Consider the following 24,002-nt stretch of genomic DNA (forward strand, 5'->3'; position numbering starts at 1 on the left):
TAAAATATTTGCTGCGGAAATTAAAATCAGATAGATCGGAATGGAGTGACATACATGAATCAAAATAGAAGATTATGCCTGACCCGCCGGATTGCCTCTGGCGTGGCAGCCTGCTCACTGGGAGTATTCCTGGCGGCAGGTGTGCCGGTTCAGGCATTGGCAGCCAGCCCGCAATTTGCATATTCCACAGAAAAATGGGCTTCGCTGCAGGATGATAAGCTCGAATTTGACGAGATTGCTGATCGGATCCATGAGTACAACAGCACAGTGGAGAAGAACCGGATCGAGTACAAGGATTATCAAGGCAAAGACAGCAATGAGATCGCGCAGGAATATTATGACGCGGCAGATGAGATCGAGAGCCGTATCGAGTACCCGGATTCAGATGATGCGAATTATGGTTCCACACTGGCAGCAGCACAGCGAAGCGAGGCTTCCGCGACCCAGATGCGCGAGCAGGGCGATAATAACGTCGATGATGCGAATGTCAAGGCGTGGGGTTACTCGCAGACCGAAAAATCACTGGTACAGCAGGCGCAGAACCTGATGATCCAGTACTGGAATGCCCAGGAAAACTTAAAGAGTGTGCAGAACCAGGTGTCCAAGGCAGAAAAAGACTATGAGACAGCGAACTTAAAGCTCTCATCCGGAAATGGGACACAGACGGATGTGCTGGATGCCAAGGAGACTCTTTTAAAGGCGCAGGCGTCTATCACCACGGCGGAAAGCAGTATTGCATCGACGAAGGAATCCCTGTGTCAGATGCTTGGATGGAAATACGGCGCATCAGTAGAAATCTGTGCATTGCCGGATCCGCAGGAACAGATGAGTGCATCGATCAACCTCGAAGAGGACATTGCGAAAGCGCAGGAGAATAACTATCAGTTAAAGATTCTGGCGCGTCAGGTCAGCAATGCGATGACGAGTACTCTCAAAGAGCAGTATCAGACGACTCTGACCAGCGGGAAGGAGGCAGTCAAGTCGAATGTCCAGTCGGCTTATCAAAATCTGAAGCTGTCTGAGGCACAGTATGAACAGGCAAAACGCAGCTTTGAATTAGAAGAAAAGACTAAACACACCAACGACCGCAAACTGGCAGCCGGACTCATCAGCCAGAATGCATACCAGAGCGCGACCTATTCCTATGAATCGGCATCCGTGGCAAGAGAGACAGCAGCCATGTCGCTTCTTCAGGCGCAGCTCGCCTACCAGTGGGCGGTTGACGGTCTGGCGTCCACGCAGTAGAAAGGGGTAGGCGGATGATGCGAAATCTGAAAGGAAAATGGATGAACGCGGAAGCTGGGACAGAGCAAAAGATGCGCAAGGGGCAAGAAAGAGACCGAAGCGGTGCAAGTGCTTTGGATGTGCATCTGGACGGTCATAATGTGAAACGAATCGGAAAAAGCAGATTGAGTCGTTCGATCGGAATTGCCCTGGCGGCTTGTATTCTTGTATCGAGCCCGGCGCAGGCGGCGAAAACGCCTTTGATTTCCGGCACTGAAAGTGATTCAGACAGCGAGGCAGATGGTCCGGCGCTGGAAGATGGCACCATAACCGAAAACAGCGCAGACAACACGATCGCCAGCCAGTCCGGCTCCTATACGGAGGAACAGCTCGCGGATTCTGTGATAGAGTACGGGGAACTGGAGGCGCTGGTGCGGCGCGGCAATGGAACGGCTGTCAGCGCCGATTACAGTTATCAGGACAGCCTTGCCGTCTACCAGGAAGCCTACGATGCGATGATTTCCGGTGCCCGGGATATGAACTATAAAGCAGATGAGCTCGAAGATGCGGGCGGAGATGAGGCACTGATCGGCACCTATGAGCGAAATGCACAAACGCTGTCGATGGCAGCGAAGCAGTATAAAAAGTCGCTCACTTCCTTAAATTCGGCGTCAAGCCGTGCGTCCAGAAACCGGACGGTCTGGCAGGTCGTAAAGACCGCACAGATGCAGTGGGGCACCTGCCGGCAGCTTCAGGACGAGGTGGAGGCGGCTGCCAAGACGGCAGAGAACTATCAGGCGCAGGCAGATCGCAAAGAGCGGGAACTGGCAGCGGGGCTTTGCACGGAGACGGATCTGCTGCAGGCTCAGAAAAACCTGTTAAGCGCCCAGACAGCATTACAATCCACGACCGATCAGGCAAATAAGGCGCTGCGCCAGCTTGCCATTCTTCTTGGAAGGAGCGGAGAATCTCTCACACTGGGAGAGATTCCTATCGTATCGGCAGCAGAATTAGCGTCCATGAATTTGGATGCGGACCGCGCGGCAGCTGTCGTTGCAAGTTCCAGTGTCAAATCAGCCAGACGATCCTCCGCAACCGGAGATGCGGCGCGCAAGCTGCGCCACCAGCAAATCGAGGAAGCCGAGAGCGCTGCAAGCGCCTCAGCGGATGAGCAGTACGCTGAGATAGCGGCATTAAGCCTAGAACGCGACGCAGCGCAGGCAGCCTGCCAGTCCGCTGAAAAAACATACGGCGCCACCCAGATTAAGTATCAGTCCGGTGCGATTAATAAAGCAACGTATTTACAGGGTGAGGCGTCTTATCTGCAGAAAAAAGCAGAACTAGAGACTGCCGAGATTTCCCTGCGGACGGCATATGATGCGTATGAGTGGATGTTGAAAGGAGTTGCGTGAGGATCAAGTGATTGCGCTTCCTGAGATTATATGTTTTGTATGGATATGTGAAATAGAATTTTATAAGATGGGTTTAAAAAAGACGGCACTGCCCGGGTGGGTGGTGTCGTTTTCGGTGTGAGAACAAATTTGTATTTGCGTATTGTTCCGGTCGATGGTACAATCATAGGCGGAATTTTGAACCGGTAAACGATAGACTGAAAGGGTACGCCCGTTCACGAACCCATGGAAAAGGGCGGAAACGAAAACGGGAGGAACATATAGATGCAGCAGGAGAATATGGAGACATTGGAATCGCTGGAAGATTTTCGGCATTTTTCGGAAAAAGAGCTGGAAATACGATTTGCTCAGCTTAAGAAACAGATTGTGCCAGCAGATGAAACAATCCGGGAGCAGGCAGAAAAACATTGGGGGCGGGTGGCAAAACCACTTGGAAGCCTGGGAGTCCTGGAGGAGGATATTGTGCGGGCGGCGGCAGCACAGGGCGGGAAAGTGCCTGATTTCTCCAAGCGTGCACTGTTGATTTTTTGCGCGGATAATGGGGTGGTTGAAGAAGGGGTATCACAGACCGGGCAGGAGGTTACAGCGGCAGTTGTTTCGAATATGACACGCGGGAGAAGCTGCTCCTGCCTGATGGCAGAAAAGGCAGAAACGGACGTGTTTCCGATCGATATAGGAATCGCCTGTGAGGTGGAACATCAGGGGAAGCTTCATCCCCTGACAGAACGGAAAATCCGGCGCGGGACTTCCAATTTTACGAAAGAAGCAGCGATGACGCGCCAGGAGGTGCTGACAGCCGTTTTGACGGGAATTGACGCAGTGCGTGTTCTGAAGGATCGGGAGTACCGCCTGTTTACAGTGGGTGAAATGGGAATCGGCAATACGACGACCAGCAGTGCGGTCGCATCGGTCCTGCTGCGAAAAGAACCAGAACTTGTCACAGGATGTGGGGCAGGTTTAGATTTGGCTGGACTGAAACGGAAAACGAAGGCAATCCGGCGTGGAATCGATCTGCATCAGCCGGATCCCATGGATGGCATGGATGTATTGCAAAAAGTAGGCGGGTTTGATCTGGCGGCGATGGCAGGTGCCTTTTTAGGCGGAGCTATCTATCATGTTCCGGTTGTGATTGACGGGGTTATAGCGGCGGCAGCGGCGGCAGCGGCTGGAAGAATTGCACCGGCAGCGACGGACTATATGCTGGCAGCTCACGTGTCGGCGGAACCGGCATCTATCTGGCTGCTTGATTTGATAGGGGTGACACCGGCTATCCGGGCGGGGCTTCGGCTGGGGGAAGGCACGGGTGCGCTGGCACTGTTTCCACTGCTGGATATGGCACTGTCCATTTATCGGGATATGGATACGTTTGCGGAGATGGAAATAGAGGAATATAAGCCGCTGGTGTGATGAGATATACGGATTAAAACATTTTTTGCGTATGTTTTTAAAGCATGGAAACTGCTGCAATTCGGTGAAAAAGAGGATAAATGAACGATGTTATATATAGTTACAGGCGGCAGTGGCAGCGGCAAGTCTGAATATGCCGAACAGACTGCCGTGCAGTGCCGGAACAGGACCGGCGGAACACTCTGGTATCTGGCAACGATGCGGATTTGGGACGATGAAGGCAGAAAACGGGTGGAACGACACCGGCGGATGCGCGCGGCAAAAGGATTTGAGACGATTGAGAGGTATACAGGGCTGGAAACATTAGAATTAAGAGAGACATTCGAAGAATTAAATCCGGCTGGTTTGGATGCTGAACAGGAAACAGATAGTTTGAAGTACTGGGAGTCCCGCCGAGTGGCACAAAAACAAGTCCTTCTCCTTGAGTGTATGTCCAACCTTGTCCTCAATGAATTTTACGATCAGGAAAATGGCGCAGAAGAGCGGATCCTGCAGGGAATAAAACACTTGCAAAAACAGTGCGGGGATCTTATCATTGTAACGAATGAGATCTTTTCGGACGGTGTGACGTATGAACCGGAATCAGAGCGGTATATAGAGCTTCTGGGGCGGATCAACCGGGAACTTGGGCAGATGGCGGATTCAGTGACGGAAGTGGTGTATGGGATTCCGCTTGCGGTATCTGCGTTTGTCGTCGAAAACTGAGAAAAGAACAAAATGTTAGTATATGGTGATCGAGACAGAGTAGAGTCAGGGGGATCGAAGATTGAATCTGATAGGAAGTTTTGTCATTGCATTTTCCATGTATTCACGCATTCCGATGCCGCGCATGGACTGGACGGAAGAGCGGATGCGCTATGCGCTTTGTTTTTTTCCGCTGATCGGGGCGGTGATCGGGGCGGTAGAGATAGCCACGTTTGCGCTCTGTGAAATTTTGGGTGCTGGAGTTCTGTTCCGGACCTGCCTGTTGACGGCGGTTCCACTATTGATTACTGGTGGAATCCATATGGACGGGTATCTCGATGTGACGGATGCGCGCCATTCCTACGGCGAGCGGGAAAAAAAGCTGGCGATTTTAAAAGATCCACATACGGGGGCGTTTGCGATCATCGGTCTGGGGCTGTACCTGCTTCTCTATGCGGGGGCAGTTTCTGAGCTTGTGGGAGCAGATGTGTGGCTGCTGCCGGGGGCGCTTATGCTGGAACGCGCCTGCAGCGGCTATTCGGTGGTGGCATTTCCAAAGGCGAAAAAGGACGGGCTTGCCGCTGAATTTTCCAGAAGTGCCGAGACGAAGGTTGTTCGCGTGAGTATGGCAGTTTTAGCAGTGTTGGCGATCAGCTGGATGATTTACTGGGGACATCTGCGCGGCGCTCTGGCAGCCTTAACAGTACTTGCGACTTTCGTTTGTTATTATCGTTTTTCCATGCGGGAATTTGGCGGCATCAACGGCGATCTGGCAGGGCATTTTCTGCAGAGCTGCGAGCGGAATGTGGTGCTGGTGCTGGCGGCGATGCGGCTGGCAGGTACGTGCCTGCGGTTTTTGAATTTTTAAGCGAGGAAAAGCAGAATGATTTTTATAATTGGCGGCAGGGAACAAGGAAAGACAGCGTATGCGATGAAATTGTGGGAAAAACGTACTTTGGAACGGAGGAAAACAAAAGACTTATCCACTGTTCTGAATCGATCGAAAAATCCAGAAGCGTGTAGAGTTACGGCACGCATCGCGGATGGGAGATTAGAAACGGACGAACAGACGATCATGCAGGCGGATCTGATCACGCATTTTGAACTGTTTGTGAGGCGTGAGATGGAAGCCGGGCGCGATCCATACGTGTTTGCAGAACGCCTGATGCAGGAAAATCAGGATGCATTCGTGACGGCGGATGAAATCGGCTGCGGCATTGTGCCGATGGAAGCATTTGAGCGCGATTATCGGGAGACAGACGGGCGCATTTGCCAGCGGATCGCCGCATATTCGGAGGAAGTGCACCGGGTTATCTGCGGTCTGGGAATGCGGATCAAATAAAAGAATAGTTGGGAGTAGACAAAATGACAGCAATCAGTAAAGTATTGACAGGAATGATAGAAGGTAGAATGGTCGGATATCACTTAGCTGCGATTCTGGCAGGTTATCTTCTGGATCTGTGCCTGGGTGATCCGCATTCGATGCCGCATCCGGTTCGGGCGATCGGAAATCTGATTGTGTGGCTGGAAAAATATTTGCGTCCAGCTGGAAAAAAGCATGCAACGGAACGGGGGGAACGCCGCGCGGGCGTTCTTTTTGTGTGTCTGGTGCTGCTTGTGACAGGCAGTGTGGCAGGCGCAATCCTCTGGATTTCCCATCGGGGCGGCATCTGGATTCAGACAGTAGTCGAGGCGGTCATGACTTACTATCTGCTGGCGGCGCGCTCCCTGCGGGATGAGAGCATGGCGGTCTGCCGGAAGCTGGAGGCGGGAGATACCGAGGGAGCCCGCTATGCAGTGTCGATGATTGTCGGGCGCGATACGAAACCTCTTTCAGAGGCGGGGATCGCACGGGCGGCAGTTGAGACGGTAGCGGAAAATGCGTCGGATGGAGTGATTGCGCCTTTGTTTTATCTGGCGATCGGAGGTCCGCTTCTTGGCTGGCTGTACAAGGCAGTCAACACGATGGATTCGATGGTCGGATATAAAAATGACAGGTATCTGCATTTTGGACGCGCGGCAGCAAAGCTGGACGATCTGGTAAACCTGATTCCGTCGCGTCTGGCAGCGCTTTTATTGATAGTATCTGCATACCTTTTACGATATGACGGGAAGAATGCTTACCGTATCTGGCGGCGTGATCGCCGGAACCACAAAAGCCCCAATTCCGCGCAGACCGAGTCAGCATGCGCCGGCGCGCTGGGCTTGCGACTGGCGGGCGATGCCTGGTATTTCGGCAAGTTAGTTCCGAAGCCATATATCGGTGATGAGATACACCCGATTGAACCGCAGGACATCCGCCGTGTCAACCGCCTGATGTATGGAGCGGCGGGAATCATGGGACTTCTGGCACTGGTGATGCGGGCCGTGATTTTGTTTTGATAAGGGGATTTTAACAAAGAAGAATATAAAAAAGGCAAAAAATCCAAATAATGAAACAATCAAACAGATAAAAATATCAAAAACAGAACGAACGAAGGAAAGAGTAACCAGATAAAGAATACACAAAAAAGAGGGAACGACAGGGAGGAAGCATCTATGCCATACACGCACGGCGGCGATATTTACGGTGATGCAGCCGTAGAGTTAGATTTTTCAGTCAATACAAATCGTCTTGGAATGCCGCAGGCTGTCCGTGATGCTGTGATGGCATCGGCGGCTGCTTGGGAACAATATCCGGATGCTTTATGCCGGAAGCTGCGGCGTGCAGCGGCTGCTTTTTATGAGGCAGACGGCACGCCGATTCCGGAGGACTGGCTCGTGTTTGGAAACGGTGCTTCGGATATTTTATATGCAGTTGTCTCAGCGATTCGGCCCAAACAGGCGATTTTGCTGGCACCGGGATTTTCGGAGTATGAGCAGGCGCTTCGGATGTGCGGCTGCGAGATCCGGTGGCTTCATTTAAAGGAAGAAAATGGATTTTCCCTGGAGAGTGCGAGGGAAGAATTGTATGCCATGCTTTTCGATGGCTCCGGGGATGCATCGAAGATAGATTCGGTCCCAACTTTATCCTCTAAACATGAAAACGTCTGGGAAAAAATTTTGATTCTCGGAAATCCCAATAACCCGACAGGGCGCGCCATTTCAGCCACCGAGCTGGAAAGGTTGGCACAGGTCTGCCGGGAAACACATACCTGGCTTATGCTGGACGAGTGTTTTCAGTGGTTTTTGGATACACGGAGAGAAGGTTCGTTTGTTGGAAATTTGTTAAATGGTGTTGGAGATCACGTTATCCTCTTAAATGCCCTGACCAAAATCTGCTCAATGGCAGGCCTTCGCCTGGGCTATGGCATCATCCCCAATGCCGGACTCCGGGAACGCCTCGAGAAGTTCCGCCAGCCGTGGAGTGTCTCGGCTCCGGCACAGGCGGGCGGGGTGGCGGCATTTGCGGTACTGGCGGATCATTCAGAAGGAAATCTGCTGGAATGGACGGTTAAATCTTTGCAGACGGAACGTCCGCGGCTGGCGGAAAAACTGGAAGAACTGGGATTTATCGTTTATCCGTCCCAGACAAATTATCTGTTGTTCCGTTCGCCGGATGAGGATTCGCGCGATTACAAACAGGGATGTTTAGAGCATGGCATTTTGATTCGCGCCTGTGAGAATTTTGAAGGGCTGAACCGTCATTATTACCGGGTGGCGGTGCGGAACCGGGGAGAAAATGAAAGGTTGATAAATATTTTGAAAGAGGTACAATCTGAAGAAAAACACAATGTGAATTTGTAATATAAAACGAACCCATAAAATAGCCTCTGTCATTTGAAAGGACAAATGGCAGAAAAATAGTTTCGGTTAAGCACAAAATAGCTTCGAATTAAATAGCTTTGAGCAACCATTATTTGGTAAGACACTCAAAAATAAGGAGGATTTCACCGTGGCAAAAGCAATCATGATACAGGGAACGATGTCCAATGCGGGAAAAAGCCTGCTGGCGGCGGGACTCTGCCGGATTTTCAAGCAGGACGGCTACCGCGTGGCGCCGTTTAAATCGCAGAATATGGCGCTGAACTCCTATATTACCAGCGAGGGATTGGAAATGGGACGCGCACAGGTAGTGCAGGCGCAGGCGGCGGGCTGTGAGCCATCGGTGGACATGAATCCGATTCTCTTAAAGCCATCCAGCGATGTCGGTTCTCAGGTGATCGTGCGCGGTGTCCCGATCGGCACAATGCCCGCGAAGGAATATTTCAAGTATAAAAAGCAGCTAATCCCGGAAATCAAGAAAGCGTTTCAGCACTTGTCCGAACAGTACGATATCATCGTGATCGAGGGCGCCGGCAGCCCGGCGGAGATCAACTTAAAATCGGATGATATCGTGAACATGGGAATGGCGCGCATGGCGGGTGCGCCGGTACTGCTTGCCGGGGACATCGACCGGGGCGGCGTGTTTGCACAGCTCTATGGAACGGTAGCGCTTCTGGAACCGGATGAACAGGCGATGGTTAAGGGGCTTATCATCAACAAATTCCGCGGCGATAAGACGATCCTGGATCCAGGTGTTGAGATGATCGAGAAATTATGCAAGATTCCGGTGGTCGGCGTCGTTCCGTACATGGATGTGGATATCGAGGACGAGGATAGCTTAAGCAGCCGCCTTTCATCCACAGGGCGGAATAATACCCTTAAACAGGAAAACGAGTCATCTGAAAAACATGTAGAGGCATGGATCGACATTGCAGCCATCCGCTTTCCGCGTTTATCCAATTTCACTGACCTGAACGTCTTTGACCCGATCCCCGGCGTTTCGGTGCGTTATGTGAGCCGTCTGTCTGAGCTGGGACGACCGGATCTGATTGTTCTTCCGGGAACGAAGAATACGATCGAGGATCTGCTCTGGATGCGGCAGAATGGTCTGGAAGCGGCAGTTTTAAAGAAAGCAGCCGGAGGAACGCCGATCTGGGGCATCTGCGGCGGCTATCAGATGATGGGACAGACGCTGTCAGATCAGGAAGGAACCGAGGCGGGTGTGCCTGGGCGTACGATCTCCGGTATGGGACTTCTGCCGTTACAGACACAGTTTCAGGAAGAAAAGACCAGGACGCAGGTCAAGGGATGTTTCGGGACGGTCAGCGGTATCTTTTCCGGGCTTTCGGGGATGGAGGCGGAAGGATATGAAATACATATGGGAGAGACATCATCGGTCGGCGGTGATATTGTTAAGAACGTGATCAAGGAGCAGGAAAAAGCCGTAAATCATAGTTTATTGAAACTCAGGGAAGAACAGGCGGGAAACCACACTGAAAAACAGGATGGCTGCTGCCGGGACAACCTTTACGGCACTTACGTCCACGGCATTTTTGACAAGGCAGAGGTGGCGGAGACGATTGTCTGTGCGCTGATGAAAGAAAAAGGAATGGAGCCGGAAGTCGGCGGATTATCGTTTGATTATGAGAAATACCGGGAAGAGCAGTACAACCGGCTGGCAGACACGATGCGGAAGTACTTGGATATGGAAGCAATTTACCGGATTCTGGAAGAGGGAGTGTAGATAGATGGATGAGAAAATGAAAGAACTCAGTCAGGTATTGCCGTCGGAGATCGAGACGAGAAGTTTTGAGATTATCACCGAGGAGCTGGGGGAGCGGACATTTCCGGAGAAAGAAGCACCAATTGTGAAACGCGTGATTCACACGACAGCCGACTTTGAGTACGCAGATTCGCTTGTATTTTCACCGGGCGCAGTCGATAAGGCGTTGGAAGCCCTGAAAAATGGGGCGTGCATCGTGACTGATACGAATATGGGAAAATCCGGTATCAACAAGCGCGCGCTTGCGTCGCTGGGCGGCGAGGTCTACTGTTTTATGGCGGACGAGGATGTCGCGAAGAAAGCGGCAGCGTCCGGGACCACCCGTGCGGTTGCCAGCATGGACAAGGCGGCAGAAATGGGAAAAGACTGTATTTTTGCAGTTGGGAATGCACCGACCGCGCTGGTGCGTCTGTACGAGTTGATTCAGGAGGGAAAAATCCATCCGAAGCTCATCATCGGCGTGCCGGTCGGCTTTGTCAATGTCGTGCCGTCCAAGGAATTGATTATATCCTTGCCGGACACTCCTTATATTGTGGCAAGAGGCAGAAAGGGCGGCAGCAATGTAGCCGCCGCGATCTGCAATGCATTGATTTATCAGTTGACGCGCAAATAAGATGTGATGGTGTTAAATCTGCGGTATTAAAATGTACATGGATGCATTCTCAAAAGATATGCTGGATATGGGCGGATGTTTATCAGCAGCCAAAGCCACCGCCGCCACAGCAGCAGCACAGAAGCAGGATCCAGATCAGGCAGTCGCAGTTGTTACCGCCGCATCCGTGATCAAAGCATCCGCCGCCACATCCGCCGCAGCACAGCAGAATCAGAATCAGGAAGAGACAGTTGTTGTTGCCGAAACCGCCGCATCCACAGCCACAATTACAGCCGCAGCTTCCTCCGTTGTTATCACATCCGCAACCGCAGTTGGTAGCCGCTAAATCACTCATGGTTATGTCCTCCGAGATTTTCTATACACTTCATCATATGAGGGGCAGCTTGCCACAGTTTCCATAAATCAGGAAAATTAGGACGGAAATATTTTACTATAAATTTTTTGTTGAAATAATCGAGATAACCGGGCGGATCGACATGGATGTTTATCCATAACGATTTGTCACAGAACATTGTACAACGAAATGAAAAGAGGAATGAAAATGGAACCGTTATATTATCAGACACCGTATGTAAAAGAATTTGATGCCATCGTCACTGCCTGCCGTCCGGCAAAGCACGGATTTGAGGTGGAACTTTCCCAGACCGGATTTTACCCGGAGGGCGGCGGACAGCCGTCGGACACCGGACGGATCGGGGAAGTGCATGTGACACATGTGGAGGAGAAACATGGCGTGGTTGTTCATGAGACGGACGCGCCGCTGGAGGTGGGAAGCACCGTTCACGCGGCCATCGACTGGGAACAGCGTTTTTCCAACATGCAGCAACATACGGGAGAACATATCATATCGGGGCTGATTCATGCCGCATACGGATATGATAATGTCGGATTTCATATGGGACACGATGAAGTGACGGTCGATCTGAATGGTCCGCTTAACTGGGAACAGTTAAAGGAAATCGAGAAGAAGGCAAATGCGGTTGTATGGGCAAATCTTCCGGTACAGGTGACATATCCGGGTGAGGAGGAATTGAAAACCATCGATTACCGCAGCAAGAAAGAGCTGACCGGTCAGGTCCGCATCGTAGAGATTCCGGGGGCGGATATCTGTGCCTGCTGCGGCACACACGTGGATTACACGGGAGAGATCGGCGTGATCAAGGTGCTTTCCCTGATGAATTACAAGGGCGGCGTGCGTTTCTCCATGCTCTGTGGTGACCGTGCGCTGGAGAATTTTGAGGCGAAGACGGAGCAGATGCAGACGATCTCTAACCTGCTTTCTGCAAAACCGGAGAAGGCGGCGGAGGCGGTCAGCCATCTGAAAGAGGAGAGCGGGCGCAAGGACGGTGAGATCAACCGCCTCTGGCAGCGCATTCTCACCATGCAGGCAGACGTCTATCCGCAGGGGCAGAAAGCGCTGGCTGTATTTGAGCAGGGCATGACGCCAGTTCTGGTGCGTCAGTTTGCAAATCTGCTATTGGAACAGGAAAAAGGAGAGACCGTGCTGGTGTGCTCTGGCGATGACGCGTCAGGTTATAACTACACAGCCGGAAGCCTCGGCCGTGATATGCGTGCATTCGGAAAAGAATTAAACGCCCGTCTGCAGGGACGCGGCGGCGGGAGCACCCAGATGGTGCAGGGAACATTCCGGGCGTCGCGGGAAGAAATTGAAAAAGTCTTTCAAGAGCTGGCGCGGATAGAAGCGTAGCTGTTTAGAAGGTTTGCGTGTTTACTGCGTGAAGTATGAGAAACGGTTTGACTTAGATTCATAAAACGGAAAAAAGCTTTCTGTGCAGCAGAGCCAATCTGCCATGCAGCCAGAAAGCTTTTTTATACAGTTTCTATCGCATCATTCAAACATTTTTTTATACAACGGCAACATACATACCGTGTACACCTCAGAAGAGAGCTTACTCTCCCTGATACATAAATTTAATCAGTCGGTCTAAGTCCTCTTTCTCATAAGCGACCAGCTCCAGCTCTTTGATATAGCCATTGGAAAAAATATTTGCCATCGACAGATACTGGGACAGCTTGGATTTCAGGTTGATGCGGTCGCCCTCCGGGGAAACCAGCTCGACGGTTCCTTTGCAGGAATCAATTACTTTAAAAAATGTGTTTACATCGGAAATGTTCTGGATTTTCATATTTAGCCCTCCTTCATGGATTGGCACACAACCCTGTGTGCAGTTTATAATTTCGTCAATCTTTTAACAATGATAATTATAACAGACCTCTATAAAGGGCGCAATGCTCACATTTTCCAAAAAAATCCTTAAAAAAATATCCCTGTATGTCAAAAATACAGGGATGTCCAAGAAAAGATTGTCTATTAATTGTCAAAATCAATATGAAACGTGTCGTTATTTGCGGTAATATGAACATAGGAGAGATTGAAGGACTCATCCAGAATGTCTACCTTGTATTCAAATACGACGCCATTGTCTTTTTTGGAGAGAAACAGGTAGGTTCCATTTTCTTTTTCTTCCATCTGATCGCAGATGTCGTTGTAGATATCCTCGCCGTTTACCTCGCCCGGATAGCCGGAAGCTTTGATCTTGTTTTCGATTGCTTTGTAAAATTCTTCCATCGTTGTAACTCCTTTATTGGTATTAGTCAATCTTTTTATACTCATTGTATTGAATTTAAATGTGTTATAAGTATACAAAATCTGCATCGTTCTGGCAAGACAAAACAAGGATTACTTTTTACGTATGCGGGTATTAATAAAAGAGGGTTACTGTACACGCATACGTAAAAAGTAACGGAATTTGCCGTGGCTTCGCATTTAAATACGGCAAATTCCTGCTGCCACCACGTTTTCTTACGGCACTTTCGGTTCCAAAAGTGCCTACCCGTGAACAGAAACAAAAGAGGTTCTAAAATGAAAAATAGGTCTGCCTCATGCTTGATTTATAAAACGTGAAACCTTATAATAATACGGAAATACGGTTTTGAAGAGATGAACTCAATTCCGGTGGCATAGAAACAAACGAAGTAACTGTTCAGTAGGTCTGCGGATTTATTGCGCGTGACTGTGAAGGCACTGAACAGTTACCAAACGAAAATAGTGGGAGAAGAGAAATGTCCTATTTTCCGATTTTTATAGATATGACAGATCGGCAGGTGCTGGTTGTGGGAGCTGGAAGTGTGGCATCGAGGCGGGTCGGCGTGCTGGAAAAATTTGGCGCAGCGATCACGGTGATTGCACCGAACACTTCGGAAGAGATACGGAAGCTGGCGGATTCACGGAAAATCCGTCTGATTGAACAAACCTATGAGGAAGTTCGCGATACGATCTGGCAGGAAAAAAACTTTTTTATGGCGCTGGCAGCGACCGGGCAGACGGGGACGGATGCACGGATCAAGGAGGATGCGTCGAGCCATTCCGTCTGGTTTAATATGGCTTCCGATAAAAGTCAGTCAGAGTTTTATTTCCCGGCGATCGCCCAGGGCAGAGAACTGACAGCCGGATTGATTTCTGGCGGAGCGGATCCGGGATTGACGCATCGTGTGGCAAAAGAAGTACGCCGCGTGCTGGCGGAAGCAGAGGTAGAAGATACTTAATATATTTTATAGAGGAGATTAAAAATTGGCAGATAAAAATAGGATCCGCGTAGGCAGCCGCGACAGTGCGCTGGCAGTTATTCAGTCAAAGATGGCGATCGCAGCGATGCAGAATGTCTGTTCGGAGACAGGATTTGAATTGATCACGATGAAAACAACGGGAGACAAGGTGCTTGACCGTCCGCTTGATGCGGTTGGCGGCAGGGGATTGTTTGTAAAAGAGCTGGATCAGGCGCTTTATGAAGGACGGTGCGAGCTGACAGTTCATTCCTTAAAAGATATGCCGCTCTGTCCGCCAGAGGAGCTGCCGGTGCTGGCGCTTTTAGAGCGCGAAGACTGCCGCGATGTGCTGGTTCTGCGCGAAGGCTTATCCGAGCTTCCGGCACACCCGGTAATCGGAACTTCCAGCCGCCGCCGCGTCCTACAGGGGCAGAGATTATTCCCGGATGCAGAATTTAAGGGGATCCGAGGCAACCTGAACACGCGTTTGCGAAAGCTCGATTCTGGCGAATATGATGCGCTGATTCTGGCAGCGGCGGGGCTGATTCGTCTGGGATTTGCAGATCGCATCAGCCGTTATTTTTCTGTGGAGGAAATGATCCCGTCAGCAGGACAGGGCATTCTGGCAATCCAGGGACGGCGTGACCGGGAGATCCCTTTTGTGAAAATGGTTCACTCTGAGGAGTCTGCGGTTTTAACCAGGGCAGAACAGGGCTTTGTCGCCACGCTTGGAGGCGGATGTTCGTCGCCGACGGCAGCTTCGGCGGTGCTTGAAAATGGAAAAATCAAGCTGAGAGGTCTTTATTATAAGGAAGAAACGGGAGAAGTCCGTATTGGTTCCATTGAGGGGGAGGCAGAGAAAGCAGCGGAGCTTGGAAGAAAATTGGCGGAACAGTTATCGGGAAAGCCTGCACTGTCTCCGCTGGGGAAAGTCTACCTTATCGGCTCGGGTCCTGGCGATGCAGGGCTTTTTACCCTGCGCGGCAGAGAACTTCTGGAGCAGGCGGATGCCGTCGTCTACGACGCTTTGGCAGGCGACGCGGTACTGGGCTGGATTCCGGAGCATACGCGGAAAATTGACGTTGGTAAACGGAGTGGACGCCATTCGAAGAAGCAGGAAGAAATCTTAGAAATTTTATTAGAGGAAGCGAAAAAGGGCGGAACGATCGTGCGCCTCAAGGGCGGGGATCCGTTCGTCTTTGGACGCGGCGGCGAAGAAGCTGAATTTTTAAAGAAACATCAGATCCCGTTTGAGGTGGTTCCAGGTATCAGCTCCAGCCTGGCAGTTCCGGCATATTTTGGCATCCCGGTGACGCACCGCGGATTGGCGGGATCGTTTCATGTGATTACCGGACATCGTATGGAGGGCATGCCGGCTCTGGATTTTGAGGCACTTGCTCGGGTCGGCGGCACCTTAATTTTTCTGATGAGTGTTGCGAATGCGCCGAGGATCTGTGAGGGGCTTCTGAATGCGGGAATGAAACCGGAGACGCCGGCGGCATTTCTGATGAACGGAACCCTTGCGTCCCAGAGAATGATCCGCGCAACCCTGCAGACACTTCCGGAAGAGGGTGTGCGTCAGGGCGTCAAGGCGCCTGCCATCCTTGTGATCGGGGAGGTCTGTGCGCTTGCTGATACGTGTGCATGGAGAGAAGAAAAGCCGTTGGCAGGAAAACGGATCGTGATTACCCGCCCGAAGGAGCGCAGCCAGAAGCTGGCGGAACATCTGCGCGATGCCGGAGCGGAGGTGCTGGAATTTCCGACGATTGAGTTAAAACCGGTCTGGAAAAAATCAGAAAAAGCGGATGCTGGCACAGCGGATAAAGAAAAACTGTATGAACTGGTTCGGAATCTGGAATCGTATCACTGGCTGGTGCTCACGAGTCCGGCAGGGGCGCAATATTTCTTTGAGCTTTTGAACCAGATGCAGAAAGATTTCAGGAGCCTTTCCCATCTGCGTTTTGCTGTGATCGGCGAGGGAACCGCGTCCGTCTGCCGGGAACACGGCATTTACCCAGATTATATTCCGGAGCGCTTTTATGCGGCGGATCTCGGAAAAGGGCTGGCAAAACAGGTGAAGCAGAACGAACGAGTATGCATCCTGCGCGCCAGACATGGTTCGCCGGAACTGACGCAGGCATTTGAAGCTGCCGGAATATCCTATATGGATGTGACACTTTACGATACGATCACGCCGGAGGAATCGCCGCTTGCAGCGCGCATCCGTGAACTCCTAAAAGAGGGCGCGATCGATGCGGTCACGTTTACGAGCGGATCGACGGTACAGGGATTCCTGGATATTTTACAGCCGGATAAGGAGACATTGAACGGATTTACAGCCGTCTGTATCGGAGAAAAGACAGAAAAAACCGCCAGCACGGCGGGAATGAAAGCCGTACTGGCGGAGTCCGTCTCGGAAGAAGGGATTGAGCAGGCGCTCTATCATATGTAAACATATAAACAGACGTCTGTTCAGCAGGTTCATGAAGAAGTTTTTATATAGATTGTAAATGCCTGAACATACGGAACCGATAGAAGCGTGAGCGGGTAAATCAGCATTTTAGCTGTTTTTCTGCTGTAACCGGGCTTTTATGTTGTCCAGCAGCAGTGCAGAAACCCGCAGACCGCCGTAGCCGCTTCCAAGATGGATATCTGGTTTGTTGGCACCGTGAAAATCGGAACCGCCGGTGGAGACCAGACCGAGACGGGAAGCTATTTCACGTAAATGAAGACTGTCGGATTGAGAGTGTGAGGAATAATAAACCTCGATGCCCATCATTCCGGCTTCTTTTAAATAGGAGAGAAGCTGCTCGGTCTTTTTCCAGCCAAGTTTATACTGGAGAGGATGTGCGAGCGCTGGTAAACCGCCAGCTACACGGATCAGGCGGATCGCTTCCTCCGGCTCAATCATCTGCTTCGGGCGGTAATATTTTTTGCCGTCCCCGAGGTATTTATCAAATGCCTGGCTGACCGAAGTGACACAGCCTTTTTCAAGCAGTGCGCGTGCAAAATGGGCACGGGTGATGACAGTGTGTTCATTTCCGTGAATTAAATCTTCATATTTAATGGGAAATCCATCTGCCTGAAATAAAGCGAGAAGCTCTTCATTGCGCCGGTTGCGGATCTCGCGGACCTGCCGCAGTGCAGATAAAAGTTCCGGGCAGTGCGGGTTCAGATAGAGCCCCAGAATATGGATTTCTTTTCCTTCATAAGGACTGGAAAATTCGGCACCGGGAATGACAGTCAGGGAGGTGTTCTCGGCTGCCTGCATGGCTTCCGCAACGCCGTCAACTGTATCATGATCCGTCAGTGCATAGGCGGTCAGACCGCATTGGAGCGCCAGCTTTGTCACTTCGGTGGGCGTGAGTGTTCCGTCCGAAGCAGTAGAATGAACGTGTAAATCAATTAACTGCATAGATGCAGACCTCCTTCTGCTGTAAGACTACCCGCATTAGATGGAAAAGTCAAGTATGCGGCAGATACCCGCTGCAGTTTGCCAGTGTGTAAACGGGAACAAAAATGATTGTTTACATCAGATATATTTGAAAGAAGAAGCGTTATACAAAAAACAGAGCGGCTGTGGAAATTTGTACCAGGAAAAGGTTGTGGGGATCAAAAAAATTTATAAGTTAATTTAAGAATTATGTTATTTTCTTTTCCTGGAATTGTGCTATACTGTAGCAGGGATATTTTCAAATAAACACATATAATAAAATTTCATGGAAAAGACGGACAGGTGATGGAAAATGAGTGAGTACAACAGAAATTCTTCAGGAGGAAGGAATTTTGAACATAGAGGATTGGAGGGCGGAACGCTGAGTTCGTACAGCAGTACCGGGCATCGTTCGTCGTCCGGAACATCCAGCCATACAAAAAGTACAGCTGCGCACACAAGCACGGGACGCCGGGATACTGCGATGAACCGGGCGGCAGCCGGTCGGAGTGGGCATACTTCCGGGCGTTATAAAAAGAAGAGAAGAAACCGTCTGGATATTACACAGATCCTTTTGATCGTGATCGGTGTCCTGGCGGTTATCCTGATAGCGGCGATTGCCTCCCGCGGGTGCGGTGGGGGCAGCGCGGCAGGCGGGGCGACCGAATCGGATGCCGTACAGGAGAGTACCGTGGCAGATGGAGCGGTGACCGTCAACGGCGTCAATATTTACGGAATGACGCAGGAGGAGGCGCGCAAGGCGATCCTTGATTCATTTGACTGGAAGATGAAGGTCAAATACGAGGACAAAGAGGCCGACGTCACCAATCTGATGGCGGATAAAGTTGATCAGCTTCTCGAGGAGATTTATGCAAGTGATCTGAAACCGGGTGAGACATATGAAGTCAACACGGAAAATATGATCGAGGATGCCAAGGCAGAGGCAGCACTGATTGCCGGAAACTGGAACATGGCAGCCAAGAGCGGCGGTATCTCCGGTTACAATAAGGAAACGGGCAAGTTTGAGTTCAGCGAGGGCACCAAGGGACTTGTCATCGATCAGGACAAGCTGGCACAGGCGATGGTCGATGCGATTGACAAGAAAGAGTTTGATGCCGTTCTGACCGCAGAGACGAAGGAAGTCGCAGCGGATTCGTCGGTACAGGATAAGTACAAGACAATGTCCACCTACACAACCACGACGACCTCCAACAGCAACCGAAACGAGAATATCCGTCTGGCGGTCGCAGCGTTAAACGGATCGATTGTCAAACCAGGACAGGAATTTTCCTTTAACAATACGACCGGTGCGAGAACCGAAGAAAAAGGCTACAAGCCGGCAACCGCATACTTAAATGGCGAGGTTGTCCAGGAGCCAGGCGGCGGCGTCTGCCAGGTATCTTCAACCTTATATAACGCGGTTGTATTTGCGGGGCTTAAAAGTACGGAGCGCCACGCACACAGCTACGAGCCGTCCTACGTTACACCGGGCGAGGATGCGGCAGTCAGCTACGGCGGACCGGACTTCAAGTTCGTCAACAACTCGGAATATCCGCTGGCTATCAAGGCAAGCTTCAGCGCATCGGATCGAAAACTGACGATCGCACTGTATGGAGTTCCGATTCTGAAAGAGGGTGTCAAGATTCGTATGTCTTCTGAGAAGACAAGCGAGATTGATCCGCCGTCTGCGGTTTATACCGAGGATGGTTCCTTGCAGCCGGGGCAGGAAGTGCAGACAAAGGCAGCGACTCCGGGCAGCCGCTGGTCCACGGATCTGGTTACCTATGAGAATGATAAAGAAGTGAGTCGTGAATTTTTTCACAATAGCAGCTATCGTGGAAAGGCAGCGCAAATCAAACGTAACAGTTCCGCTACTGTAGCGACCAACGCAACGGAGACAACGGCGGCAGCAGAGAGCACCGCAGCTGAGACAAATGCAGCTAATGAGAGCACAGCGGCACATGAGACAACCACAGCGGCACCGTCCAGCCCTGACGGCGAGACAAAAGCTCCGACCACGACAGCGGCGGCATCCAACGAAGGACCACAGGAGACAACTCCAGAGCCAGAGGAAACGAACCCGGTTGTGGAAGCAAATGGACCTGGAAGCAATTAAAATCAAGGCAAAACTAAGGTGAAATATAGAAAGTGCTGTAAGATAGATTGCAAAAATGAATGATAAAAGGGCATTCAAGCGGCATTTGAATGAAAAGCACCGCTGGATGGAGAGTCTTTCTTCATCTGGCGGCGCTTTTTTTCATATTTTATGGTTTTATCGACTATCTGAAAAAACAGTAGACAGCTTTTTTGTAATTGTTCGAAAAATAATACCGGATATAAATCAAATTTATTTGCATTTTGACGAGAATTTGTTATAATATTATCAGGTAAATTTCCAGGACAATCTATTTGGGGAGATTTATTACTGAATACATTCACTATCAATAGGAGGAATATTCATTATGGCAAGAAAGATGAAAACCATGGATGGAAACCACGCAGCAGCGCATGCTTCTTACGCATACACCGACGTGGCAGCTATCTATCCGATTACCCCTTCTTCTCCGATGGCTGAGGCTACCGATGAATGGGCAACAGACGGAAGAACCAATATTTTCGGCCACACAGTTCAGATTACAGAGATGCAGTCTGAGGCAGGTGCAGCAGGTGCAGTACACGGATCTCTGGCAGCAGGTGCGCTGACAACCACGTACACCGCTTCCCAGGGTCTGCTTCTGATGATCCCGAACTTATACAAAATTGCAGGTGAGCAGCTCCCGGGCGTATTTAATGTTTCTGCTCGTGCACTGGCCAGCCATGCGTTATCCATCTTTGGTGACCATTCTGATATTTATGCGTGCCGTCAGACAGGCTGCGCGATGCTGTGTGAATCCAGCGTACAGGAAGTTATGGATTTAACCCCGGTTGCACATCTGGCATCCATCAAGGGCAAGATTCCATTCATTAACTTCTTTGATGGTTTCCGTACATCCCATGAGATTCAGAAGATCGAGACCTGGGATTATGAAGATCTGAAAGATATGGCAGATATGGATGCAATCGATGCATTCCGTAAGAATGCACTGAACCCGAACCACCCGTGTCAGCGCGGTTCTGCTCAGAACCCGGATATCTTCTTCCAGGTAAGAGAGGCTTGCAACCCGTACTACGATGCACTTCCGGCGATTGTTCAGGAATACATGGACAAGGTCAATGAGAAGATTGGCACAGACTACAAGCTGTTCAACTACTATGGCGCTCCGGATGCAGAGCACGTTATCATCGCAATGGGTTCTGTCAACGATACCATCGAGGAGACGATCGATTACCTCGTAGCAGCTGGAAAGAAAGTCGGCGTTGTAAAGGTTCGCCTGTACCGTCCGTTCGTAGCCAGCGCACTGGTAGACGCTATTCCGGATACAGTTAAGCAGATTTCCGTATTAGACCGCACCAAAGAGCCAGGTTCCCTTGGCGAGCCGCTTTACCTTGATGTAGTAGCAGCATTAAAGGGTACAAAATTCGATCAGACTCCGATCTTCACAGGTCGTTACGGACTTGGTTCCAAGGATACTACACCGGCTCAGATCGTAGCTGTATATGAGAATACAACCAAGAAACAGTTCACCATCGGTATCGTAGATGATGTTACCAATCTCTCCCTGGAGCTTGGCGCACCGCTTGTTACCACTCCGGAAGGAACTGTAAACTGTAAATTCTGGGGTCTTGGTGCCGACGGTACTGTAGGTGCAAACAAGAACTCCATCAAGATCATCGGCGATAACACCGATATGTACGCACAGGCTTACTTCGATTATGACTCCAAGAAATCTGGTGGTGTTACAATGTCCCACCTTCGTTTCGGTCATAAACCGATCAAATCCACCTACCTGATCCACAAGGCAAACTTTGTTGCCTGTCACAATCCAGCTTACATCCGTAAGTACAACATGGTTCAGGAACTGGTTGACGGCGGTACATTCCTGTTAAACTGCCCGTGGAACATGGAAGAGCTGGAGCAGCACTTACCGGGACAGGTTAAGAAGTTCATCGCTGACCACAAGATTAAATTCTACACCATCGACGGTGTTAAACTGGGTATCGAGACCGGTATGGGTCCGACCCGTATCAATACCATCCTTCAGTCCGCATTCTTCAAGCTGGCAAATATTATTCCGGAGGAGAGAGCGATCGAACTGATGAAGGCTGCTGCAAAGGCAACCTACGGTCGTAAGGGCGAAGATGTTGTTAAGAAAAACTGGGCTGCTATCGATGCAGGCGCTCAGAACGTTGTAGAGATTCAGGTTCCGGAAAGCTGGAAGAACGGCGAGGACGAGGGACTTGAGATGACTCACGCAACCGAGGGAAGAGCAGACGTTGTTAAGTTTGTCAACACCGTTCAGGCTGCTGTCAATGCTCAGGAGGGTAACAACCTGCCGGTATCTGCATTTACCGATTATGTAGATGGTACAACTCCGTCTGGTTCCGCTGCATACGAGAAACGTGGTATCGCAGTCAATGTACCGGTTTGGAATCCGGACAACTGTATCCAGTGTAACTTCTGTTCTTATGTGTGCCCGCACGCAGTTATCCGCCCGATCGCGATGACCGAGGAAGAGGCTGCTGCCGCTCCGGAAGGAACAAAGACACTGCCGCTTACAGGTATGCCGCAGTACAAGTTCGTGATGACTATTTCTTCCCTGGATTGTACCGGATGTGGTTCCTGTGCAAATGTCTGCCCGGGCAAGAAGGGTGAGAAAGCACTTACGATGGTAAGTCTTGACAAGAATCTGGAGGCTCAGAAGGGTTATGACTACGGTCAGACACTTCCGATCAAACAGGATGTCATTGATAAATATAAAGAGACAACCGTTAAGGGAAGCCAGTTCAAACAGCCGTTACTTGAGTTCTCCGGCGCTTGTGCAGGATGCGGCGAGACTCCGTACGCAAAACTGATTACTCAGCTGTTCGGCGATCGTATGTACATTGCCAACGCAACTGGATGCTCCTCTATCTGGGGCAACTCTTCACCGTCCACACCTTACACCATGAACAAGGCTGGCAAGGGTCCGGCTTGGGACAACTCCCTGTTCGAGGACAACGCAGAGTTCGGTTATGGTATGCTTCTGGCTCAGAACGCAATCCGTGACGGCTTAAAGGGTAAGGTTGAGGCTGTGATGGCGGCAGAACAGGCGACCGATGAAGTGAAAGCAGCTTGCAAAGAGTGGCTGGATACTTACGGAATCGGTGCATTGAACGGCGCGGCTACCGACAAGCTGGTAGAGGCTCTGGACGGCATCGACTGCCCGAACTGCAAGGATATTGTGAAGAACAAAGACTTCCTCGCTAAGAAATCCCAGTGGGTATTCGGTGGCGACGGTTGGGCTTACGATATCGGTTTCGGCGGTGTTGACCACGTACTTGCTTCCGGCAAGGATATCAACATCATGGTATATGATACCGAGGTTTACTCCAACACAGGCGGACAGTCCTCTAAGGCAACTCCGACCGGTGCAGTTGCACAGTTTGCAGCAGGTGGTAAAGATGTGAAGAAGAAAGATCTTGCTTCCATCGCTATGAGCTACGGCTATGTATACGTTGCCCAGATCTCCATGGGTGCTGATTATGCTCAGACTGTTAAGGCAATCGCTGAGGCAGAGGCATATCCGGGTCCGTCCTTAGTCATTGCTTATGCTCCGTGTATCAACCACGGTATCAAGAAAGGTATGGACAAGGCTCAGACCGAGGAGAAACTGGCGGTAGAGTGCGGTTACTGGCACAACTTCCGTTACAATCCGGCTGCAGAGGACAAGAAGTTCACTCTGGACAGCAAGGCACCGACAGGTGACTACCAGGCATTCTTAAAGGGTGAGGTTCGTTACGCATCTCTGGCTCTGAAGAATCCGGATAGAGCCGGCGCGCTGGATGCAAAGAACGAGGAAGAGGCAAAGGCTAGATACCAGTACCTGAACAAGCTCGTTACTCTGTATACAAACAACTAATGAATCACTGATTCATGAATATATGACATACGATATATAAAACGTATGACTGCAGAAGCTCCGTCGAAAGATGGAGCTTTTGTTGTGTAATAGGGAATTCCCTATTACACAACAAGGCACATTCTTTTTTAGGGGG

Annotated in this window: 19 protein-coding genes; 15 read left to right on the forward strand and 4 right to left on the reverse strand. The window is 50.6% G+C overall.

Translation table 11 applies throughout. The features are described 5' to 3' along the window. The first annotated feature begins 54 nt into the window (after nucleotides 1-54). From DWY89_RS00715 to DWY89_RS00760, 10 genes are all read left to right on the forward strand, one after another. A complete protein-coding gene (locus DWY89_RS00715) occupies nucleotides 55-1,245 on the forward strand; it encodes a TolC family protein (protein WP_118524288.1) in 1,191 nt (396 codons plus the stop codon). A 14-nt stretch (nucleotides 1,246-1,259) separates the two neighbouring features. Then, nucleotides 1,260-2,636 carry a TolC family protein gene (locus DWY89_RS00720; RefSeq protein ID WP_118524289.1) on the forward strand — a complete coding sequence of 459 codons (1,377 nt, stop codon included), beginning with the start codon at nucleotides 1,260-1,262 and terminating at the stop codon, nucleotides 2,634-2,636. Between the two features lie 264 nt (nucleotides 2,637-2,900). Then, a complete protein-coding gene (gene cobT, locus DWY89_RS00725) occupies nucleotides 2,901-4,043 on the forward strand; it encodes a nicotinate-nucleotide--dimethylbenzimidazole phosphoribosyltransferase (protein ID WP_118524290.1) in 1,143 nt (380 codons plus the stop codon). Between the two features lie 87 nt (nucleotides 4,044-4,130). After that, complete coding sequence (locus DWY89_RS00730; protein ID WP_118468622.1) at nucleotides 4,131-4,748, forward strand: bifunctional adenosylcobinamide kinase/adenosylcobinamide-phosphate guanylyltransferase; 618 nt, start codon at nucleotides 4,131-4,133, stop codon at nucleotides 4,746-4,748. A gap of 61 nt (nucleotides 4,749-4,809) precedes the next feature. Beyond that, the gene (locus tag DWY89_RS00735; protein ID WP_118523370.1) at nucleotides 4,810-5,595 is read left to right on the forward strand and encodes an adenosylcobinamide-GDP ribazoletransferase; all 786 of its coding nucleotides are present in this window, start codon (nucleotides 4,810-4,812) and stop codon (nucleotides 5,593-5,595) included. A 15-nt stretch (nucleotides 5,596-5,610) separates the two neighbouring features. Beyond that, the gene (locus tag DWY89_RS00740) at nucleotides 5,611-6,069 is read left to right on the forward strand and encodes a bifunctional adenosylcobinamide kinase/adenosylcobinamide-phosphate guanylyltransferase (protein WP_118523369.1); all 459 of its coding nucleotides are present in this window, start codon (nucleotides 5,611-5,613) and stop codon (nucleotides 6,067-6,069) included. Nucleotides 6,070-6,092: 23 nt separating this feature from the next. Continuing rightward, complete coding sequence (gene cbiB / locus DWY89_RS00745; protein ID WP_243022644.1) at nucleotides 6,093-7,109, forward strand: adenosylcobinamide-phosphate synthase CbiB; 1,017 nt, start codon at nucleotides 6,093-6,095, stop codon at nucleotides 7,107-7,109. A 156-nt stretch (nucleotides 7,110-7,265) separates the two neighbouring features. Next, nucleotides 7,266-8,453: an aminotransferase class I/II-fold pyridoxal phosphate-dependent enzyme gene (locus tag DWY89_RS00750; protein ID WP_118523367.1), complete on the forward strand. Its 1,188-nt coding sequence runs from the start codon at nucleotides 7,266-7,268 to the stop codon at nucleotides 8,451-8,453. 148 nt (nucleotides 8,454-8,601) lie between these two features. Next, the gene (locus DWY89_RS00755; protein WP_106999939.1) at nucleotides 8,602-10,215 is read left to right on the forward strand and encodes a cobyric acid synthase; all 1,614 of its coding nucleotides are present in this window, start codon (nucleotides 8,602-8,604) and stop codon (nucleotides 10,213-10,215) included. Between the two features lie 16 nt (nucleotides 10,216-10,231). Continuing rightward, entirely contained in the window at nucleotides 10,232-10,867 is a 636-nt protein-coding gene (locus tag DWY89_RS00760) for a precorrin-8X methylmutase (protein WP_118523407.1), read from the forward strand. An 82-nt stretch (nucleotides 10,868-10,949) separates the two neighbouring features. Here the strand turns inward: DWY89_RS00760 and DWY89_RS00765 are convergent, their stop codons facing one another. Then, nucleotides 10,950-11,201 (reverse strand): hypothetical protein, encoded by a 252-nt coding sequence (locus DWY89_RS00765; RefSeq protein WP_022359551.1) that lies wholly within the window; start codon nucleotides 11,199-11,201, stop codon nucleotides 10,950-10,952. A gap of 207 nt (nucleotides 11,202-11,408) precedes the next feature. Here DWY89_RS00765 and DWY89_RS00770 point away from each other — a divergent pair, with 207 nt between their 5' ends. Continuing rightward, nucleotides 11,409-12,575, forward strand: a complete 1,167-nt coding sequence (locus DWY89_RS00770; protein WP_118523366.1) for an alanyl-tRNA editing protein — start codon at nucleotides 11,409-11,411, stop codon at nucleotides 12,573-12,575. A 202-nt stretch (nucleotides 12,576-12,777) separates the two neighbouring features. Here DWY89_RS00770 and DWY89_RS00775 read toward each other — a convergent pair whose 3' ends face one another. Both DWY89_RS00775 and DWY89_RS00780 read right to left on the reverse strand, forming a co-directional pair. After that, nucleotides 12,778-13,014: a hypothetical protein gene (locus DWY89_RS00775; protein WP_022359553.1), complete on the reverse strand. Its 237-nt coding sequence runs from the start codon at nucleotides 13,012-13,014 to the stop codon at nucleotides 12,778-12,780. Between the two features lie 185 nt (nucleotides 13,015-13,199). After that, the gene (locus DWY89_RS00780) at nucleotides 13,200-13,457 is read right to left on the reverse strand and encodes a hypothetical protein (RefSeq protein ID WP_118523365.1); all 258 of its coding nucleotides are present in this window, start codon (nucleotides 13,455-13,457) and stop codon (nucleotides 13,200-13,202) included. Between the two features lie 494 nt (nucleotides 13,458-13,951). Between DWY89_RS00780 and DWY89_RS00785 the strand changes: the two genes are divergently transcribed. Beyond that, a complete protein-coding gene (locus DWY89_RS00785; protein ID WP_117795481.1) occupies nucleotides 13,952-14,434 on the forward strand; it encodes a bifunctional precorrin-2 dehydrogenase/sirohydrochlorin ferrochelatase in 483 nt (160 codons plus the stop codon). A 25-nt stretch (nucleotides 14,435-14,459) separates the two neighbouring features. Continuing rightward, nucleotides 14,460-16,886 carry a hydroxymethylbilane synthase gene (gene hemC, locus DWY89_RS00790; RefSeq protein WP_118524291.1) on the forward strand — a complete coding sequence of 809 codons (2,427 nt, stop codon included), beginning with the start codon at nucleotides 14,460-14,462 and terminating at the stop codon, nucleotides 16,884-16,886. Nucleotides 16,887-16,994: 108 nt separating this feature from the next. On the opposite strand, the gene DWY89_RS00795 is transcribed toward hemC, so the two are convergent. Continuing rightward, complete coding sequence (locus DWY89_RS00795; RefSeq protein WP_117795479.1) at nucleotides 16,995-17,849, reverse strand: PHP domain-containing protein; 855 nt, start codon at nucleotides 17,847-17,849, stop codon at nucleotides 16,995-16,997. A 331-nt stretch (nucleotides 17,850-18,180) separates the two neighbouring features. Between DWY89_RS00795 and DWY89_RS00800 the strand changes: the two genes are divergently transcribed. Further along, nucleotides 18,181-19,983, forward strand: coding sequence for a VanW family protein (locus DWY89_RS00800; protein WP_182434462.1), 1,803 nt, complete (start codon nucleotides 18,181-18,183; stop codon nucleotides 19,981-19,983). Between the two features lie 346 nt (nucleotides 19,984-20,329). Next, the gene (gene nifJ, locus DWY89_RS00805; protein WP_106999935.1) at nucleotides 20,330-23,866 is read left to right on the forward strand and encodes a pyruvate:ferredoxin (flavodoxin) oxidoreductase; all 3,537 of its coding nucleotides are present in this window, start codon (nucleotides 20,330-20,332) and stop codon (nucleotides 23,864-23,866) included. Nucleotides 23,867-24,002 lie beyond the last annotated feature (136 nt).

Origin of the sequence: Clostridium sp. AF27-5AA (assembly GCF_003478415.1) — a bacterium.
Taxonomy (GTDB): Bacteria; Bacillota; Clostridia; order Lachnospirales; family Lachnospiraceae; genus Otoolea; species Otoolea fessa.

What these genes read in the sequence shown, in the direction of transcription:
- DWY89_RS00715 (WP_118524288.1), top strand. Translation starts at nt 55, where the DNA reads ATGAATCAAAATAGAAGATTATGCCTGACCCGCCGGATTGCCTCTGGC.
- DWY89_RS00720 (WP_118524289.1), top strand. Translation starts at nt 1,260, where the DNA reads ATGATGCGAAATCTGAAAGGAAAATGGATGAACGCGGAAGCTGGGACA.
- cobT (WP_118524290.1), top strand. Translation starts at nt 2,901, where the DNA reads ATGCAGCAGGAGAATATGGAGACATTGGAATCGCTGGAAGATTTTCGG.
- DWY89_RS00730 (WP_118468622.1), top strand. Translation starts at nt 4,131, where the DNA reads ATGTTATATATAGTTACAGGCGGCAGTGGCAGCGGCAAGTCTGAATAT.
- DWY89_RS00740 (WP_118523369.1), top strand. Translation starts at nt 5,611, where the DNA reads ATGATTTTTATAATTGGCGGCAGGGAACAAGGAAAGACAGCGTATGCG.
- cbiB (WP_243022644.1), top strand. Translation starts at nt 6,093, where the DNA reads ATGACAGCAATCAGTAAAGTATTGACAGGAATGATAGAAGGTAGAATG.
- DWY89_RS00750 (WP_118523367.1), top strand. Translation starts at nt 7,266, where the DNA reads ATGCCATACACGCACGGCGGCGATATTTACGGTGATGCAGCCGTAGAG.
- DWY89_RS00760 (WP_118523407.1), top strand. Translation starts at nt 10,232, where the DNA reads ATGAAAGAACTCAGTCAGGTATTGCCGTCGGAGATCGAGACGAGAAGT.
- DWY89_RS00765 (WP_022359551.1), bottom strand. Translation starts at nt 11,201, where the DNA reads ATGAGTGATTTAGCGGCTACCAACTGCGGTTGCGGATGTGATAACAAC.
- DWY89_RS00770 (WP_118523366.1), top strand. Translation starts at nt 11,409, where the DNA reads ATGGAACCGTTATATTATCAGACACCGTATGTAAAAGAATTTGATGCC.
- DWY89_RS00775 (WP_022359553.1), bottom strand. Translation starts at nt 13,014, where the DNA reads ATGAAAATCCAGAACATTTCCGATGTAAACACATTTTTTAAAGTAATT.
- DWY89_RS00780 (WP_118523365.1), bottom strand. Translation starts at nt 13,457, where the DNA reads ATGGAAGAATTTTACAAAGCAATCGAAAACAAGATCAAAGCTTCCGGC.
- DWY89_RS00785 (WP_117795481.1), top strand. Translation starts at nt 13,952, where the DNA reads ATGTCCTATTTTCCGATTTTTATAGATATGACAGATCGGCAGGTGCTG.
- DWY89_RS00795 (WP_117795479.1), bottom strand. Translation starts at nt 17,849, where the DNA reads ATGCAGTTAATTGATTTACACGTTCATTCTACTGCTTCGGACGGAACA.
- DWY89_RS00800 (WP_182434462.1), top strand. Translation starts at nt 18,181, where the DNA reads ATGAGTGAGTACAACAGAAATTCTTCAGGAGGAAGGAATTTTGAACAT.
- nifJ (WP_106999935.1), top strand. Translation starts at nt 20,330, where the DNA reads ATGGCAAGAAAGATGAAAACCATGGATGGAAACCACGCAGCAGCGCAT.